14 protein-coding genes and 1 pseudogene are annotated in these 17,159 nt (G+C 37.1%); 7 read left to right on the top strand and 8 right to left on the bottom strand.

Annotated elements, in window-relative coordinates; all coding sequences use genetic code 11:
• Positions 1–96: 96 nt before the first annotated feature.
• The 3 genes from HLV59_RS10230 to pyrF all read left to right on the top strand — a co-directional run bounded on the left by HLV59_RS10230 (position 97) and on the right by pyrF (position 1,667).
• The gene (locus HLV59_RS10230; protein ID WP_002121337.1) at positions 97–399 is read left to right on the top strand and encodes an integration host factor subunit beta; all 303 of its coding nucleotides are present in this window, start codon (positions 97–99) and stop codon (positions 397–399) included.
• 25 nt (positions 400–424) lie between these two features.
• Entirely contained in the window at positions 425–790 is a 366-nt protein-coding gene (locus tag HLV59_RS10225; protein ID WP_016141186.1) for a lipopolysaccharide assembly protein LapA domain-containing protein, read from the top strand.
• A 178-nt stretch (positions 791–968) separates the two neighbouring features.
• On the top strand, positions 969–1,667 hold the full coding sequence (pyrF, locus tag HLV59_RS10220; RefSeq protein WP_171430612.1) for an orotidine-5'-phosphate decarboxylase: 699 nt from the start codon (positions 969–971) through the stop codon (positions 1,665–1,667).
• On the opposite strand, the gene HLV59_RS10215 is transcribed toward pyrF, so the two are convergent.
• On the bottom strand, positions 1,664–2,575 hold the full coding sequence (locus HLV59_RS10215) for a lysine exporter LysO family protein (RefSeq protein ID WP_171429901.1): 912 nt from the start codon (positions 2,573–2,575) through the stop codon (positions 1,664–1,666). The two genes, pyrF and HLV59_RS10215, sit on opposite strands and share 4 nt — an antisense overlap.
• A 46-nt stretch (positions 2,576–2,621) precedes the next feature.
• Positions 2,622–4,169 carry a flavin-containing monooxygenase gene (locus tag HLV59_RS10210; protein WP_171429900.1) on the bottom strand — a complete coding sequence of 516 codons (1,548 nt, stop codon included), beginning with the start codon at positions 4,167–4,169 and terminating at the stop codon, positions 2,622–2,624.
• A 121-nt stretch (positions 4,170–4,290) separates the two neighbouring features.
• On the opposite strand from HLV59_RS10210, the gene HLV59_RS10205 reads away from it, so the two are divergent.
• The 3 genes from HLV59_RS10205 to HLV59_RS10195 all read left to right on the top strand — a co-directional run bounded on the left by HLV59_RS10205 (position 4,291) and on the right by HLV59_RS10195 (position 9,068).
• The gene (locus tag HLV59_RS10205; RefSeq protein WP_216606714.1) at positions 4,291–5,313 is read left to right on the top strand and encodes an AraC family transcriptional regulator; all 1,023 of its coding nucleotides are present in this window, start codon (positions 4,291–4,293) and stop codon (positions 5,311–5,313) included.
• Positions 5,314–5,390: 77 nt separating this feature from the next.
• On the top strand, positions 5,391–6,533 hold the full coding sequence (gene zapE / locus HLV59_RS10200) for a cell division protein ZapE (RefSeq protein ID WP_171429899.1): 1,143 nt from the start codon (positions 5,391–5,393) through the stop codon (positions 6,531–6,533).
• Between the two features lie 369 nt (positions 6,534–6,902).
• Positions 6,903–9,068: a malate synthase G gene (locus HLV59_RS10195; protein ID WP_171429898.1), complete on the top strand. Its 2,166-nt coding sequence runs from the start codon at positions 6,903–6,905 to the stop codon at positions 9,066–9,068.
• 215 nt (positions 9,069–9,283) lie between these two features.
• On the opposite strand, the gene HLV59_RS10190 is transcribed toward HLV59_RS10195, so the two are convergent.
• The 6 genes and pseudogenes from HLV59_RS10190 to HLV59_RS10165 form a co-directional block, all read right to left on the bottom strand.
• Positions 9,284–9,697, bottom strand: coding sequence for an ExbD/TolR family protein (locus tag HLV59_RS10190; RefSeq protein ID WP_171429897.1), 414 nt, complete (start codon positions 9,695–9,697; stop codon positions 9,284–9,286).
• Positions 9,698–9,716: 19 nt separating this feature from the next.
• A complete protein-coding gene (locus tag HLV59_RS10185; protein WP_031948194.1) occupies positions 9,717–10,139 on the bottom strand; it encodes an ExbD/TolR family protein in 423 nt (140 codons plus the stop codon).
• Positions 10,140–10,154: 15 nt separating this feature from the next.
• Positions 10,155–11,036 carry a MotA/TolQ/ExbB proton channel family protein gene (locus HLV59_RS10180; RefSeq protein ID WP_082183626.1) on the bottom strand — a complete coding sequence of 294 codons (882 nt, stop codon included), beginning with the start codon at positions 11,034–11,036 and terminating at the stop codon, positions 10,155–10,157.
• Positions 11,037–11,076: 40 nt separating this feature from the next.
• Positions 11,077–11,790, bottom strand: coding sequence for an energy transducer TonB (locus tag HLV59_RS10175; protein ID WP_171429896.1), 714 nt, complete (start codon positions 11,788–11,790; stop codon positions 11,077–11,079).
• 109 nt (positions 11,791–11,899) lie between these two features.
• Complete coding sequence (locus HLV59_RS10170; RefSeq protein ID WP_216606713.1) at positions 11,900–14,587, bottom strand: TonB-dependent receptor; 2,688 nt, start codon at positions 14,585–14,587, stop codon at positions 11,900–11,902.
• 520 nt (positions 14,588–15,107) lie between these two features.
• A pseudogene (locus HLV59_RS10165) lies at positions 15,108–15,228 on the bottom strand (hypothetical protein).
• Between the two features lie 131 nt (positions 15,229–15,359).
• Between HLV59_RS10165 and HLV59_RS10160 the strand changes: the two are divergent.
• Positions 15,360–17,150 carry an ABC transporter substrate-binding protein gene (locus HLV59_RS10160; protein WP_171429894.1) on the top strand — a complete coding sequence of 597 codons (1,791 nt, stop codon included), beginning with the start codon at positions 15,360–15,362 and terminating at the stop codon, positions 17,148–17,150.
• The last annotated feature ends 9 nt before the right edge of the window (positions 17,151–17,159 follow it).

Below are 17,159 nucleotides of genomic sequence, written 5' to 3'. Positions count from 1 at the left end.
ACGGTAGCCTAGTATTCAACATACTGCGCTACCGTTTTGTATTTAAACAGGTTATTATCGAACGACATAGAGTAGCAATAAATAACGAGGTCGTAGATGACTACTGAAGCTCTTAATAAGTCTGATTTGATTGAACGCATTGCGCTAAAAAACCCACACTTAGCTGAACCTTTGGTGGAAGAGGCGGTTAAAATTATGATTGATCAAATGATAGAAGCACTATCAACTGATAATCGAATTGAAATCCGTGGTTTTGGTAGCTTTGCTTTACACCACCGTGATCCAAGAGTTGGTCGTAATCCTAAAACAGGAAAATCAGTTGAAGTTGCAGCTAAAGCTGTTCCACATTTCAAACCCGGGAAAGCCCTTCGTGATGCTGTAAACGAATCTGGGAAATAAATAAAATTTATAAGTCGGGGTGCCTATGCGTTATATTTTAATTGCATTGCTTATTGTTGTATTTGGCTATTCTTTAGCACTTGTTTTGCAAAATCCAACAGAGCTTTCTGTTGATTTGTTATTTACTCAAGTTCCTGCTATGCGTTTAGGCTTATTATTGCTACTCACATTAGTACTAGGAACAGTGGTCGGTCTTTTACTAGGTGTACAGGTTTTCAGAGTATTCCAAAAAGGTTGGGAAATTAAACGCCTGCGTAAAGATATTGAACATTTAAGAAAAGAACAAATCCAAAGTGCTCAATTAGCAGCAGCAGAAGCAGCTGCAAATGTAAGACATGAAAAAACCGTTGTAGATATTTATCCGCAAGATAAAAATTCTACTCCGCTATAATCCCCGTACTACTCTTTATTGATTAGTAAAGAGTAGTATCTCTCTAAATTTTATCTCTTCTTTTATTCTTCCAAATATAAACTCTTTTAGTCGTATCGCTTTTAAATTTGGAAAGCAGCTCTCTACATTCCTTTATTCCTTCATGATTTGTCTATTATAATAATGCTGATTTTATATGATGGAAGAAAGTCTCTTGAGTATCATTGTTGCGTTAGATGCAAAAAGCCAATATGACGCTTTAAAAATTGTTGAACAGCTTGACCCTGCTTTATGTCGTGTAAAAGTGGGTAAAGAGCTTTTTACTCATGAAGGCCCATCTGTTGTAAAAAAACTGCAAGAACAAAATTTTGAAGTTTTTCTTGATCTTAAATTTCATGATATTCCAAACACTACCGCTCAAGCAGTATGTGCAGCAGCTGATTTAGGAGTATGGATGGTAAATGTTCATGCTTCAGGTGGTCGTAAAATGATGGAAACCTGTGTTGAACGTTTAAAAGCAGGTAACTATCAAACTCAACTTATTGCTGTGACAGTACTCACATCAATGGGCCGTGAAGATTTAAAAGATATTGGTTTAGATATTGAACCTGTAGAGCATGTGAAGCGTTTAGCTAAATTAACCAAAGAAAGTGGTTTGGATGGTGTAGTTTGTTCTGCTCAAGAAGCTAAGATTCTTCGTGAATTGATCGGGCAAGACTTCTCTTTGGTAACACCAGGAATTCGCCCAGAGGGTTCTAATGCAGACGACCAAAAACGTATTGTGACTCCAAAGCAAGCTATGCTTGATGGTTCTACACATCTGGTTATTGGTCGACCGATTGCCAAAGCAGAAAACCCAACAGAAATGTTGAAATCTATTCTGGCTTCAATTGCCTAAAAATTTAGGAATAAGCTAATTAATAACGGGGCGAGTAGGCTTAATAATAAGCCACTCATCATGGCATGTGGTACATAATGTGTACCGCATGACTGTTTTACCATTGCTAAGGTAACATCCATTGACGTTGCGCCAGCGCTTGAGATAGCAGGGCGTGGAAAACGCCAACCCATGGTATACATTAGAAAAATAGCAACAATTTCTCTAAATAAGTCAGTTAATAAGGCGATTCCACCCAACTCTGCCGAATGTAATTGCGTAAATAAGATCCCTGACATTGAATACCAGCCATAGCCTTGTGCTAAAGCTAAAGTCTCACTCAGTGTAAAATGCTTGTGAAGTAAATAGTAATTCAAAAAGCCTGCTATGCATGACCCTATAAAAGCAGCTAAGGGTACAATTAAAATTTTCCAGCTTAACCAGGTACGGTTAAAGTGGGTAAAGGCAAGTTCGATACCAATTAAGAAAATAAAAAGTAATAATAAATACCAACTATTAAATGCCATATGTGAGTTGAATTGAGTGGCAATAGCTCCTAATAAAACCCCTACACCTAATGCAAAAAAAGCTTTTGCAATATTTTTTAAAGCATTTACAAAAAGTTGAAGTGAGATTTTCCCTTTGACACTTTGTTTATCAAAAATTGTATAAGCCAATAAACAGGTAAAGAAAGAACCGAAAGATGTTGTAAGAGCAATAATAATCGCTGGTGGGACTATGGCAGAAGGATTCTCGATTTGGTCAAGTGCCAATGTTAATTCTAAAGCTACACTCGCTAAGAGAATATAAGAAAAGTAGGGTAGTATTTTAAATATAAAGTGTCGGATATTTAGAGATAGTTTTGGAGCTAAAAAATAACCGAATGCAAGCGCTAAAAAGATTTGAATGATGAGATAAAAAGATTGCATATAATAGATAGATTGTTATCAACCTACCTATTATGTCTTGAACATTTTAAGCTGCATAGCTCTGTGAACTTTTATTTAAAAGTAAGTAGTCTTTGGGCTTAACTTTACGTGTTTCTAACCAATACTTCCATGTATAAGTTGGCCATAGCGAAAAGTTTTTACCATCGGCAGATTGATACCAGCTACTACAGCCACCAGCTTGCCATACAGTTCCTCGAAGCTGCTTTTGAACACGTTCATTAAAGGCGTCTTGAACTTCCGGTTTAATCTCAATTGCTTTTTGACCAGATTTTTCTATGAGTTGAATAAGCTGTAAAATGTAGTTTACTTGAGATTCAATCATAAAAATAATCGAATTATGACCTAGAACTGTATTGGGACCCACTAATTGGAATAGGTTAGGAAAATTCTTGGTCATTATTCCATAATAACTTTCAGCACCATCTTTCCATGCCTGTTTTAACTCGATTTGATTGCGTCCAATACAAGTGAAATGTTTTAAATAAATACGTGGATCAGTAATAAAACCTGTACCATAAATTAAACAATCAATAGGTCGTTCTTTACCATCTTTAGTGATAATACTGTTTTCTTTAATCTCTTGAATGCTATCAGTGACTAACTCAACATTTTTTCGGTTAAAGGTAGGAAAGTATTTATTTGAGATAAGGATACGTTTACAACCCATCACAAAGTCAGGTGTGAGTTTTTTTGCTAATTCTTTATCTTTAACTTGAAAACGTATGAAGGCTTCTGCCAATTTTTGGCCATATTTCATGATTTGAGGTTGAACAATGGGTACAACGCGAGATTCATTACTCCAGTAAAGACGACTACGATGAATTTGGCGATAAATATTTGAAGATTTGAATAATGCTTTACTTAAGTTCGAATATTTACGCTCATCTCGCGGTATGACCCATGCAGCCGTTCTTTGAAATACATAAAGTTGTTTAACATCTTTAGCTATTTCAGGAATATATTGAATGGCACTACCACCTGTACCAATAGATGCGACTGACTTACCATTTAACTTATAGTCATGTTCCCATTGTGAGGAATGAAATACTTTTCCTTTGAATTTTTCGATCCCTTTGATAGGAGGGATTTGCGGAATGTGTAAGGGTCCTGAGGCAAAAACTACAAATTGCGCTTCTATAGAAGGTTGATTATTAAAATCTAGAGTCCACACATGACGTGTTTCATCATATTGGACATGAGTTACGTCATGGTTAAACTTGCAGTAATCTTTAATTTGATATTTCTTTGTAATATCTTGAATATATTCAAAGATCTCTGGTCCTTCTGCATAGCGTTTGGTCCAATCGGTCTTTGGTGCAAAAGACAAGGAATACATATGAGATTGAACATCACATGCTGCACTTGGATAGCGATTTTCTCGCCAAGTTCCGCCGACATCGTTTGATTTTTCTAAAATAACAAAGTCGTGCTGTTGATTTTGCAGTAAACGGATTGCCATTGCTAGGCCACCAAATCCAGCCCCAATAATAGCGATTTTAGTTTTTTGAATAGCATCTTGCTGTGCGTTTAGCATTGGAAACCCTGCATAAGCTGAAAAGAGGATTGCACGCAAGACTAACGTTTTTTAACCAGTTTAAACATGATTGTATCGACGTGAAAATTGATAGATTCGGCAATTAATTTTATTGCTTCTTTATAGTAAAACATTTCAGTCTAGGGAAATTGTTAGAAGAATGAAACGGTCGATACTTGGTTTAATCTATTTAATTCAAGGAATGCGCAATGCCGGCATTGATGTCGACTCACGTTTGGCCCATATAGGTATTAAAGTCGATGCTTTAGACCCGAGTTCTACAATTCATGATCGTCTAGAATGGGACATTCAACAAATTATTAGTAAAAATGTAGAGCCTGAAAAGGGTTTATTTATTGGACAACATTATGCTCTAGCTGGTTACGGCCCGTTGCTTATGCTGCTTGTCACAAGTCATGATATTCAAACTGCTCTAAACAAAGGTATAAAATATCAAAAGCTTACCCATTTATTTGGTAGCTTAGCTTTATACGAAAATGATGAGCGGGCCATTTTAAATTATTTACCTGTTGATTTAAAAACGGAAATTGGCCAATTACGGGCACAATGTGAAATTTCAGGTACTTATAAGTTTATACAAGATATTTATACGATGATGGGATTACAAATGTCCACGATGCGTATAGAACTTCCATTTGAAAAGCCTACTGATTTAGATATTTTGTCACGCTATTTTGCATATTATGGCGAAGATGTGCATTTTAATGGTAAATATGCGGCATTTAGCCTAAGTAAGGATGTACTTGAAATCAAGATTCCCTCTGCTGATATCATTACACATCGTATTTATGAATCAAAATGTATTGCAGAAATAACAAGATTGAATCAACAAGATCATCAAATTCCACATATCATACAATGTGTACAAGATTATCTTGAGTTGCAGCAAGGAATTATCCCGAGCATGGCGGAAACAGCTTTTGCATTGAAAATGCCTGAAAGGACATTAAGGCATCAATTGCAACAGCTAAATACGAGTTATAAGCAAATTCGTGAACAAATTATCAAGAATAAGGCATTGAAGCTTATGGAATATAGGGAATACTCAATAGAGGTTGTTGCTGAATTACTCGGCTATTCTGAACCAGCGGCATTTAATCATGCATTTAAACGATGGTTTGGGCAGAGTCCTCGACAATATGCAAAAGAGTCATCGTCTTAACTCTTGATGCTAAAAGCTAATGTGGTTGAACAAAATGTTCGCTATACTCTCATCAGTTAAAATTGAAATAAAACGATATGTTAAATTTAAAATCTTCTCATAGTACTGCATTCACACCTTCTTCCCCAGCAGAACGCTATGCTGAGGCTTTAGCTTCAGGTCAATTTATGGCAGATGAAGCGCAAGCACAGGCAGTGCAAGAATTAGATCGCGTATGGAAGGAACTTTTAAACCGTTATAAAGCCTCTAAAAAAGCTTTCCGTCGTTTTCGCCGCCAAACCTCGCCTAAAGGTGTATATATGTGGGGCGGAGTAGGCCGTGGAAAAACTTGGCTGATGGATCAATTTTACGAGTCTGTGCCATTTCGCCGTAAAACGCGTATGCATTTTCATCATTTCATGCAACATGTTCATAAAGAGCTAAATAAGCTTTCAGGCCAACGTAATCCACTTGAAATCGTAGCTGACCAAATCTATAAAGATGCTGTCGTTATTTGTTTTGATGAGTTCTTTGTGTCAAACGTGACAGATGCAATGATTTTGAGCGATTTATTCCAAAAATTATTTGTTCGCGGTGTGACATTAATTGCAACATCAAACATTGCACCAGATGGCTTATATAAAAACGGTATTCATCGTGATCGTTTCTTGCCAACCATTGAAATGGTTAAAAAGAACTGTGCCGTTCTAAATGTAGATGCCGGTGTCGACTATCGTTTACGTGTACTAAAACAAGCTCAATTATTCAAATCACCATTAACGAATGAAGCACAAAGTTGGATGGCTGAACGTTTTAGTGCATTAACTCATACACAAACTCATTCTCAAGAGCCGATTGTGATTAATAATCGTGTTGTCGAGACACTAGGACATACAGAAGACGTGTTGTGGTGTGAATTCTCTGAACTCTGCTTTAAACCACGTAGCCCAGCCGATTTTATTGAAATTGCAAATATTTATAATACGGTTCTAGTCAGTAATGTTCCTCATTTGACAGATTTCTTGTCAGAGGGCACTCGTCGTTTTATTTACCTAGTCGATGAATTCTATGATCGAGGAGTGAAATTACTTTTAACTTCTCAAGATAGTATTATTGATATTTATCAGGGTGAAAAGTTAGCATTTGAAATTGAGCGTACTCGTTCGCGTTTACTTGAAATGCAATCTGATGAATATTTACATTCTGAACATCGTCATATAGATGCGACTAAAACTTCTTAAAGAAAAGTAGATATGAAAAGCGCTCTAAATGGGGCGCTTTTTTTACAACAAAAATTGATAAATTTAGTTAAATAGTGCTTTTTCACGCTTTAAAGTTTGATATAACTAAATACGCTTTAGAAAAACAAGATAGTGAAATTTTTTGTCTGTTAACAAAAAGTCTAGTTTCAGTATCTTTAAATATTGAATAAATTATTGGGAATCCTAGTTAGAATTTTAATATTTCCTATATAGAAAAATTTATCTTTGTCAATAGTTTTGCAAGGGAAAATGCTTACTATTTAGGAATGTGATATTAGTATTCAGCTTAATTTAAATCGGTATACTAGGATTCTCTTGGTATAAAAAGTAGCAACTTCAGGAAAGACAATGACTGCACGTATTCAAAAAGGCAAGTTAGCGATTGCTAAAGAACTTTACGATTTTATCGAAAATGAAGCTTTACCAGGTTCTGGTTTAGATAGTGAAACTTACTGGAAGAACTTTGAGCAAGTTGTTGTCGATCTTAGCCCAAAAAATAAAGCATTATTGGCTAAGCGTGATGAATTACAAGCAAAAATTGATGAATGGCACCGTAACAACAAATTTGAATTAGGTGCTTATAAAGCGTTCTTAACTGAAATTGGTTATTTATTACCAGAAGTTGAAGACTTCCAAATCACAACTGAAAATGTTGATGAAGAAATTGCGTTGTTGGCAGGACCACAGTTAGTTGTACCTGTACGTAATGCACGTTATTGCTTGAATGCAGCAAATGCTCGCTGGGGTTCTTTATATGATGCGCTTTACGGCTTCGATGTAATTTCTGAAGAAGGTGGAGCTGAAAAAGGCAAAGGATATAACCCTGTACGCGGTGCGAAAGTAATTGAGTTTGCTAAAAATTTCTTAAATGAAGTTTTCCCACTTGCTCAAGGTTCACATGCAGATGCAACAAAATATGCGATTGAGCAAAATAAACTTGTTGCAACTTTGAAAGATGGTTCAAAAACAGGTTTAGCTCATGAAGCTCAGTTTGTTGGTTTCAACGGTGAAGAAGCAAATCCTTCAGAAGTTGTACTGTTAAGTAATGGTCTTCATGTCATTATCGAAATTGATGCTTCTAGCCCAATTGGTCAAACTGATTTAGCGGGCGTTAAAGATTTAACATTTGAAGCGGCAGTAACCACAATTCAAGATTTGGAAGACTCTGTTGCGGCTGTGGATGCAGAAGAAAAAGTTGAAGGTTACCGTAACTGGTTAGGTTTAATGAAGGGTACGCTTCAAGAATCTATCGAAAAGAATGGTAAAACGATTGTTCGTGATTTAAATAAAGATCGCGAAATTAAAAACTTAATTGGTGGAACTACAAAACTTCATGGTCGTTCACTTATGTTACTTCGTAACGTAGGTCACTTAATGACTAACCCAGCTATTGTAGTAGATGGGGAAGAGATTTTTGAAGGTATTATGGATGCATTGGTAACACCATTGTTATCAATTGCTGATATCCGTAGTACAAACGAAAATAAGAACTCACGCAAAGGTTCTATGTATATTGTTAAGCCAAAAATGCATGGACCAGAAGAAGTTGCGTTTGCTGTAGAGCTATTTGAACGTGCTGAACAGGCAATTGGGTTGCCACCTAAATCGTTAAAAATTGGTATTATGGATGAAGAGCGCCGTACATCTGTAAACTTGAAAAACTGTATTGCTGCTGCTAAAGACCGTACGATCTTTATTAATACTGGTTTCATGGACCGTACAGGTGATGAAATCCATACTTCTATGGAAGCTGCGCCAGTTGTTCGTAAAGAAGCTGTTAAAGCACAAAAATGGATTGCTGCTTACGAAAACCGTAACGTTGCAATTGGTTTGAAATGTGGTTTACAAGGTAAAGCACAGATTGGTAAAGGCATGTGGCCAAAACCAGATAGCATGAAAGATATGTTAGCAACCAAAGCTGCACATCCAAATGCGGGTGCTTCATGTGCTTGGGTTCCATCTCCAACTGGTGCTGTACTTCATGCGATGCATTACCATCAAGTGAATGTAAAAGCACGTCAAGATCAGTTAAAAGCTGAAGAAATGTTGTCATTAGATGACTTGTTAACTCCTCCATTTGCACCAGAAACTAACTGGTCAGCAGAAGAGATTAATAATGAGCTTGAAAATAACTGCCAAGGTATTTTAGGTTACGTTGTTCGTTGGGTTGACTTAGGCGTGGGTTGTTCGAAAGTTCCTGATATTAACAACGTGGGCTTAATGGAAGATCGTGCAACATTACGTATTTCTTCTCAACACGTTGCAAACTGGTTACGTCACGGTATCGTGACTCGTGAACAAGTTGAAGAAGTGCTTAAACGCATGGCAAAAATTGTTGATGAGCAAAATGCGAATGACCCATTGTATAAACCAATGGCAGCTAACTTTGAAACAAATATTGCTTTCCAAGCAGCTTCTGATCTTATCTTCAAAGGTTGTGAACAGCCTTCTGGTTATACTGAGCCTTTACTTCATGCTGCTCGTTTGAAGTTAAAAGGTTATACAGGTGATTAATTTTATCCTGTTTTGAAAAAAGCCTCTTCGGAGGCTTTTTTATTTTCGGTATATTTTGTGCATATAAAATATAGATTTATAGCTAAAAGGTTTTGAATTTGATTAGATTAAAAGATCTTGATCGTGAAAGTTAAATATTTCGCTCCAAAAAAACGCTAACTGAAGATTCAAGTTAGCGCAGGATTTAATAGAGTTAAATAAACTGAAAAGCAATATTAGTTACTGCTCACAATTCCAATTTTAGTGACACCTAAACGCTGTGCTGTAGCCATGACCATCGCTACATTTTTATATTCAGCCATCTGGTCTGGTTTGAGTTTGATCTGGTCTTGATCTTTTTTAGCAATCACACCTTGAAATAAAGTCTCTAGTGCCTTTCGGTCAGAAACCTCTTGGTTATTCCAAAATACTTTGCCTGCTGCATCAATTCTTACATCAATCACTTCCGGTGGCTTTTCATTCGTTGGTGGCGGTGTGCCATTTGGCAAATTAATATTAATCGTGTTGTTTGGTGCAGGTATGGTAATAATAAACATAATAATGAGTACCAGCATGACATCAATAAGAGGTGTCATGTTGACTTCCAACATCACATCGTCATCATTATTTGAACCGACATTCATACCCATAAAATTCTCCTTAAAATCATTACGGGGAGGCTGGAGGGGTAGTAACAAAGGCAATTTTGCCAATACCAGCTTGTTTGGTGGTACTAATGACCTGATCTATTGCTTCAAAATGGGTAAGCTGATCTCCTCGAATATGCACCTCAGGCTGCGGTCTTTTTTGTGCCACGGCTTGTAATTTTGTTAACAATATTTCTTTATTCGGTACATAACTTTCGTTCCAGAAAATATCTCCTGTTTTATTGACTGAGAGTTGAATATTTTCAGGGGTGGTTGCGTACGGAGTATTTTTTTCTTCCGGTAGTTTCACTGGAACTGTATGTGTAACTACTGGAATAGTAATAAGAAAAATAATAAGTAAAACCAACATGACATCCACCAGAGGTGTCGTGTTAATTGTGCCAATCATTTCGTCATCATCTTCAGAACCAACACTCATACCCATAATGTTTGCTCCTGATTATTTAATACGGCGGTTAACTGAATTATTGGTATTAATTTCTCCACTTAATAAAACCGCGTGTAAATCTGAACCAAATGAACGGACATTCTCCATAACGGCTTTATTGCGGCGAGTCAGCCAGTTGTAACCAAGTACGGCAGGTACTGCAACTGCAAGACCAATAGCCGTCATAATGAGAGCTTCACCAACGGGGCCTGCAACTTTATCGATAGATGCTTGACCAGAGATGCCGATGGCTGTCAAAGCGTGGTAAATTCCCCATACTGTTCCAAATAGGCCTACAAATGGTGCAGTAGAACCTACCGTTGCTAAAAAGGCTAAACCACCACCTAAATGATTTTGTATTTTTTCAATAGCACGTTGAATCGAAATGCTCACCCAAGTATTAAAATCAATGCGCTCAAGTAAAGAACCGCCGTGTGATTTAGTTGAATTAATGCCTTTTTCTGCAATAAAGCGATAAGCGCTACTTTGTTCTAAACCTTCTGCAGCATTATCAAGGGAGGTAGCTTCCCAGAAGTGTCTTTCAGCTTCCTTACCTTGGCGTTTGACTTTACCTTGCTGCAATAGTTTAGAGATGATGATGTACCAAGTTCCAATCGACATGAGTACTAAAATAAATAAGGTAGATTTAGCGACTAAGTCACCTTCACGCCAAAGGGCTTCTAGACCATATGGATTTTTAACAGTTTCACTTGTTGCAGGCTTTGGTGGTGGAGTTGGAGTACTTGTATTTGAAGTAGCTTCAGTAGTGGCTGTGGCCACAGGAACATTGCTCGTTTCTTCTGCGAAAACTGAGCTTAATGGAAGTAACGAGCAAGCTGCGATTAAACTTGCAGAAGCGAAATGTACTAGTGGTTGAGTTGATTTTTTCATCATATATCTCCAATATTTTTTAATTTCTTGCTAATTCAATTGTTTATTCAATTACGAATGGATATTCAATTTCATACCAGTCTTGCTGAGGCACGCCATCTTTCATTGCTGGTTTGAACGTACATAAGCTGTAGGCTTTAGTTGCTGCTTTATCTAAAATTTTGCTGCCACTCGATTTTTTTACTTTGGCATCAATGACTTTGCCGGATGTATCAACCAAAACACGTATATGCACCGTTCCTTGTTCTTCATTCATCAGTGCTTCACGTGGATACTCAGGTTTTTCACAGCCAGCAGAACCCTCTGAAACACCACGACTTACACCAGCTGGTTTTGGTGCCGGCGCAGCAGCCACTGGAGCAGGTGCGGCAACAGGGCTTGGTGATGGGGTACTAGGTGCAGCAGGAGCTGGGGCAGCCACTTTAGTCGGTTGAGCCACTGGTGTCGTTTTTTGTACCGGTGTTGCTACTTTCTCTACTTCTTTTGGTGGCTCAGGAACCTTGGCAACTTTTTCTACCATTTTTGGTGGTTCAGGTGGTTTTTCCTTTGGTTTGGGCTCTTCCGGCTTTGGTGGAGGAGGCGGCTTAATATCCTGAATAATTTGTAATTCCACAGGTTTTTCTGCTGGTTTTTGAATATTGTTTGCTAAACCTGACATCAGAATATAGGCAACAAGAAGATGCAGAAAAATAACTGCAGCAATACCAATTAGGCGTTTGGCAGATTTATTTTCTATGTCTGTAAAAGTCATGCCCATAGTTACTCCTGAAACTGTAGACAAACAATTTTTAAAATGACTGTTTGGCTAAGAATGAGTATTTGTTCTGCAAACTAACCATTGAGAGTTATATTTGCAGAACAACCATTTAGAACTTATATGTACCTCGTACAAAGTAAGTACGTCCTAAAGGATCTGCGTACCGTGGGTCATATCCCATTTGGAAGTTGTCACCAACATTTGAAGCAGGAGGATCTTCATCAAAGATATTCTTAATGCCCGCTGTAACTTCTAGATTTTTAAAGCCTTTGTATGTGCCTGAAATATTATAGGTTGTATAGTCGCTCACTTTGTGATTTCGATAGCCTGCCTTAACAGAAGAACTTGAATTTTGATCCTCATAACCGCGTGAAAAATTTTGTTGTAGGTTTAAAGCCCAATTCTCATAATTCCAATTTAGGTTTGCAGTATGTTTCCAGCGAAGAATAATAGCTTGGTAGTCTAGACCGCTATAAGTGCCTGCAACACTTTTCCATTCACCATTTTGCTCGGCTTGATATTTGTAATCTGTTATATATGTACCATCAATGTTGAAACCGAAACGACCTGTAGCAGTCATTGGAGAAAACCAACTTAAGCCCACATCGAAACCAGATGTTTTAATTCCACCTAAATTTTGTTGTGTCGTAATAATATAATCTAATGAGCCATCTGGATTACGTACAAATTTGTCTGCATATTTCACTGGGTCATCAAAAATAGCAGTTTCTGAAAGCGTAGCAATTTGCTTGTCTACTTCAATATTGAAGTAGTCGAGAGTCAAGGCTAAATTTTTAATTGGTTCAAATACTAAGCCAGCAGTAAAAGACTTTGACTCTTCCGGATCAAGACTTTTATTTCCTCCATTTTGTCTATCAAATTGCATATTACAATCACGTTCTCTTACACCACCTGGTTTTAAGACATTCCCTGGGCAGAGTACGGGATCATAATAGTATCCACCAGTATTGGTTACTGAGTTTGGTCCATTCACTTCCCAAAGTGTTGGAGCTCTGAAGCCTGTACTATAAGTCGTACGGAACATTAACTGTTTAATAGGTTCCCAACGAAGTGCAAATTTTGGATTAAAGGTATCGCCAAAATCGTTGTAGTCATCATAACGAGCAGCGATTTGAGCTTCTAAAGTTTTATGAAGGGGGATATGAAATTCGGTAAATACCGATTTAATATTACGATCGCCAGTATTTACTGGTTCATCAGGATCGACACCTGTACTAGGTGCAACTCGGGCAACATCAGTAACGACTTTTGAAGTCCAATCTTCATAACGATAACTTGCTCCAACTGCAAAAGCCACGTCTCCTGCTGGTAATTTAAATATAGGTCGGCTTGCCGTGAAATCGACAGTAGTTGTATCTAGATTGGCTTTTAAATATTTACCTTCAACACCTAACTGGTTCCATACATTGGCATCTTCAGGGTTTTGCGGTCCGAATGGATTTAAAATACCATTGTTTAAAGCTTCTTGTGTTTTGTCAAAGTTTAAATAGCCACTTATTACTGCATCCGATGCACTACTATGAGCATAGGTAACGCCGGAGTTAATGTCCCAACCATGAGTTTCACCCTCAATACCAGCAAATATTCTATGTGATTGATTAATACTATTACTTACACGATTACCTGATTGTGAACGCAGATATAGAGGGATAGTTCCAGTAGCGCCAGCAAGAGCAGGAGTTATGCCATTTCCTGGATAATATTTACTGCTAGGGTCGAGCGTCAAATCAAAAAATACATCTGGTGCGACTGACGTTGTAATTTCATTTCTTGCATATAAATATTCTGCAATCGCATTAAAGTTATCGTTCAGTTTAAATGTAGCTCGGCCCATAGCTGAGATGTCTTCTGTCTTTGGAACAATACCAATTACAGCTTGGCTGTTATATTTACAAATTTGACCATCAGTCTCTACTAGAGGGTTATTACCACAACCTGTAGTTGCATAGGGATTCCCTAATCCAGGTACATTGGCAGGGAATGAACCACTACTAGTTTTATGGATTCCTAATTCAGGTAATATGCCTCCACGTCGACTAACTTTACGGTCTTTGGCCATGACATCATCGCCTTTGCGATAGTCCACAACACCAAAAACATTGTAGCCATTTTCGTCTAAATCACCGAAGCCGCCAAAGATACTATAATCTTGTTGCTCACCGCCTTTTTGTTCTGGTTTTTGATAGCCTGCGGTCAGATTAAGTCCTGTAAACTGCTTTTTGGTAATGAAGTTAATTACTCCGCCAATTGCATCGGTGCCATAAATGGAAGAGGCACCATCTCGTAAAACCTCAATACGGTCTAACATTGCGAGTGGAATAATATTTAAGTTGGTAACGCCACTGTCATAGGCGTTTGCAGCCAATCGACGGCCATTAAGTAAAACAAGTGTCTTATTGGCACCTAAGGCTCTAAGGTTCGCTGCTGAACCCACCGTCTTACTTGCGCCTACATTACTTGCAGTCACAAAGTTCGATTGGTTTGCACTGATCTTTGCTAAGGCTTCTTCAGTTGTAGTCACCCCTTGTTTTAAGATTTCATCAACTTTTACGACGGTAATGGGTGAAGCACTTTGTGCCGCAACTCCTTTGATTGAAGAACCTGTAACGGCAACTTTTACGACTTTTGTTGGTTTTTCATCAGTACTTGATTGTTCAGTTTCTGCTGCCTGTGCCAGGGTAAGACACATCATACTTAAACTAAGGGTGCTTAATTTAAGAATTGTTTTGCTGATCTTGGGGGTTGCCTGAGATCGAACATTGTATTTTTTTTTCATCGTGGATTTGATCCCTTTTTGTTGTCGTTAGCGATATTGCTGGAAAGTTTTTAAGCAAAGCAAGTGCCAACTATATATTTTTCTTTTTTTAGTTTATGCAAAATATTGATATATATTGATTTTATTATGGTTCGGCACGAAGGTTCATCTTTTATTAAATAAAAATAAATTTTCCGTTTGGAAAATTTTTTAACGCTGGCCAAAAGTTTCAAATTTTTTTGTATAAAAAATATACATTGCTGGACTCTTCACATGCTTAATAAATAAAAATGTATCGTTTTAGAACCTTTTTATATGTAATGTTATACTATTTGTAATGTCGAGTTTTGTTGTATTTTTTATTTTAAATCAATTGCTTATTTTATAATTATTTGTTAGTTTGGCTTGTCTCAATATGAATCATAATAAATCATTAATGTATTTTATTTGTGCATTTAAGGTATTAGATGATTAACATATACAAATATAGTATTTGGCAAAAAGTTACTTTTATTTATATAGTTCAAATCATTTTAAGTACCTAATAAAAATATGAATTTCTAATATTCTTAAATATTTTGTGATGAATATTAATAAATGGCATGAAATTCGCTTTATTTTAAGTAGTTACAAAAGATTGGGTTTTAACTTTGTTTTTCCATCTGTTCAAATAAAAACATTCATAGAAAAGTAAAGAATTAAACCCAAATAGGCTTATCTGTTGAAAAAGAACTTTTCTTATGCAGATTTAGATGTTACTCAAAAGGATAATATCTTTTAAAAAACTAATTACGTGGGTATGAACTTGAAATTAAAATTTTTTAAGCTCGCCATTTTAAGTCTGGCTATTACATCAGTTCCTTGTGCTTACGCAATTACGCCAGCGCAACCAAATAAAATTTTGCATGTTGCCTATGAAGCTCCAGATGATGGCTTCGATATGGTCAAAACTACCAATTTCTACAGTGCTAATATTGCTGAGGCAATTTTTGAGCCTTTACTGAAATATGACTATCTAGCACGTCCATTACAGTTAGCTCCCTATACAGTAGAGAGCCTGCCCAAAGTGGAACAAGACGGTAAAGTTTATACTTTTAAAATTAGGCCAGGTATCTATTTTACCAATGATCCTGCCTTTAAAGGTAAACGCCGTGAGCTAGTAGCCGAAGACTATGTTTATACAATTAAACGTATTCTAGATCCTAAAAATAGAGCACCTTCTGTTTCATTCATTGATGGTAAGTTACTAGGTGCCGATGCGGTTATAGCTCAAGCAAAGAAAACTGGAAAATTTGATTATACTGCCCCAATTGCAGGAGTTAAAGCGCTTGATCGATATACGCTACAATTTACCTTAACTCGCCAAGACTATAATTTTCCTTATATTCTTGCTTATATTGCCTTTGGTGGAGTTGCTAAAGAGGTTATCGATTATTACGGTGTTCGTATTGGCATGCATCCCGTAGGTACTGGCCCTTACATGTTAAGTAAATATGTTCCAAGAAGTAAGGTCGAGTTGGTTGCCAATCCTGATTATCGCGGTTTTGTCTGGAATTTTAAGTCGACAGGAACACCTTGGGATAACCAACTTGTTAAGGAAATGTCTGGTAAGAAAATGCCACGAATTGGAAAGGTTGTGGTTAGTATTATTGAAGAAGAGCAGTCACGATGGTTAGCTTTCCAGTCGGGTCAACTAGACTTTGACAAACTTACAGCAAATGCTGTTCCTCAAGCTTTAGATGGAAATCAGCTTAAAGCTTCTTTTAAGAAGAGAGGAATTAAACACTTCCCATATAAGGAACCTGAAATTACGTATACGATGATGAACATGCGTGATCCGGTGATTGGTGGTTTTAGTCCAGAAAAGATAGCTCTTCGTAGGGCAATTACTTTGTCATACAACCAAAAAGAAAGTATAAAACAGGCTTATAAAGGGCAAGCTGTTCGGGCTGAAATGTTTATACCTGAAGGTGTAAATGGCTATAACCCGAAATATAAAAGTAGCGTAGCGTACAACCCGCTGCTAGCAAATAAATTACTTGATTATTATGGTTATAAAAAGGGGGCTGATGGCTATCGAAATTTGCCAAATGGAAAACCTTTAATTTTAAAAATCAATACAGAAAATAGCTCGGCCTCAGTTATCCACTCCGAACTCTGGAAAAAGAATTTAGATGCGATTGGCATTCGAGCTGACTTTAAGGTAAGTAATTTTGCAGATAACTTAAAAGCCGCAACTCAATGTAAATATATGATTTGGAGTGGGGCATGGATTGCTGACTATCCTGAAGGAGATAATTTTGCACAGTTGCTTTATGGACCAAATGCTGGACAAGGAAACCATGCTTGTTATCAGTCTAAAACATATGACGCTCTTTATACTCAGGCCATTCATTTACCACCGCAACAACGTCTACCATATTATGAAAAGCTCAATCGCCAGATTGAAGCTGATAACCCATGGATTGTTCATGTAACCCGTATTCGTAACTGGTTAGTACGGCCACAAGTTCAGGGTTTTAAACCCCATCCTATGATGAATACAAACTGGCAATATCTTGATATTACTCCTATTAAAAAATAATTTTAGATA

The sequence above is a fragment of the Acinetobacter lactucae genome (genome assembly GCF_013122135.1).
Classification (GTDB): Bacteria; Pseudomonadota; Gammaproteobacteria; order Pseudomonadales; family Moraxellaceae; genus Acinetobacter; species Acinetobacter lactucae.
The sequence above is the reverse complement of the archived record's forward strand: the minus strand, read 5'-3'. Positions and strand labels throughout refer to the sequence as shown.

Coding starts and splice junctions, on each gene's coding strand:
- HLV59_RS10230 (WP_002121337.1), top strand. CDS start 97: ATGACTACTGAAGCTCTTAATAAGTCTGATTTGATTGAACGCATTGCG.
- HLV59_RS10225 (WP_016141186.1), top strand. CDS start 425: ATGCGTTATATTTTAATTGCATTGCTTATTGTTGTATTTGGCTATTCT.
- pyrF (WP_171430612.1), top strand. CDS start 969: ATGGAAGAAAGTCTCTTGAGTATCATTGTTGCGTTAGATGCAAAAAGC.
- HLV59_RS10215 (WP_171429901.1), bottom strand. CDS start 2,575: ATGCAATCTTTTTATCTCATCATTCAAATCTTTTTAGCGCTTGCATTC.
- HLV59_RS10205 (WP_216606714.1), top strand. CDS start 4,291: ATGAAACGGTCGATACTTGGTTTAATCTATTTAATTCAAGGAATGCGC.
- zapE (WP_171429899.1), top strand. CDS start 5,391: ATGTTAAATTTAAAATCTTCTCATAGTACTGCATTCACACCTTCTTCC.
- HLV59_RS10195 (WP_171429898.1), top strand. CDS start 6,903: ATGACTGCACGTATTCAAAAAGGCAAGTTAGCGATTGCTAAAGAACTT.
- HLV59_RS10190 (WP_171429897.1), bottom strand. CDS start 9,697: ATGGGTATGAATGTCGGTTCAAATAATGATGACGATGTGATGTTGGAA.
- HLV59_RS10185 (WP_031948194.1), bottom strand. CDS start 10,139: ATGGGTATGAGTGTTGGTTCTGAAGATGATGACGAAATGATTGGCACA.
- HLV59_RS10180 (WP_082183626.1), bottom strand. CDS start 11,036: ATGATGAAAAAATCAACTCAACCACTAGTACATTTCGCTTCTGCAAGT.
- HLV59_RS10175 (WP_171429896.1), bottom strand. CDS start 11,790: ATGGGCATGACTTTTACAGACATAGAAAATAAATCTGCCAAACGCCTA.
- HLV59_RS10170 (WP_216606713.1), bottom strand. CDS start 14,587: ATGAAAAAAAAATACAATGTTCGATCTCAGGCAACCCCCAAGATCAGC.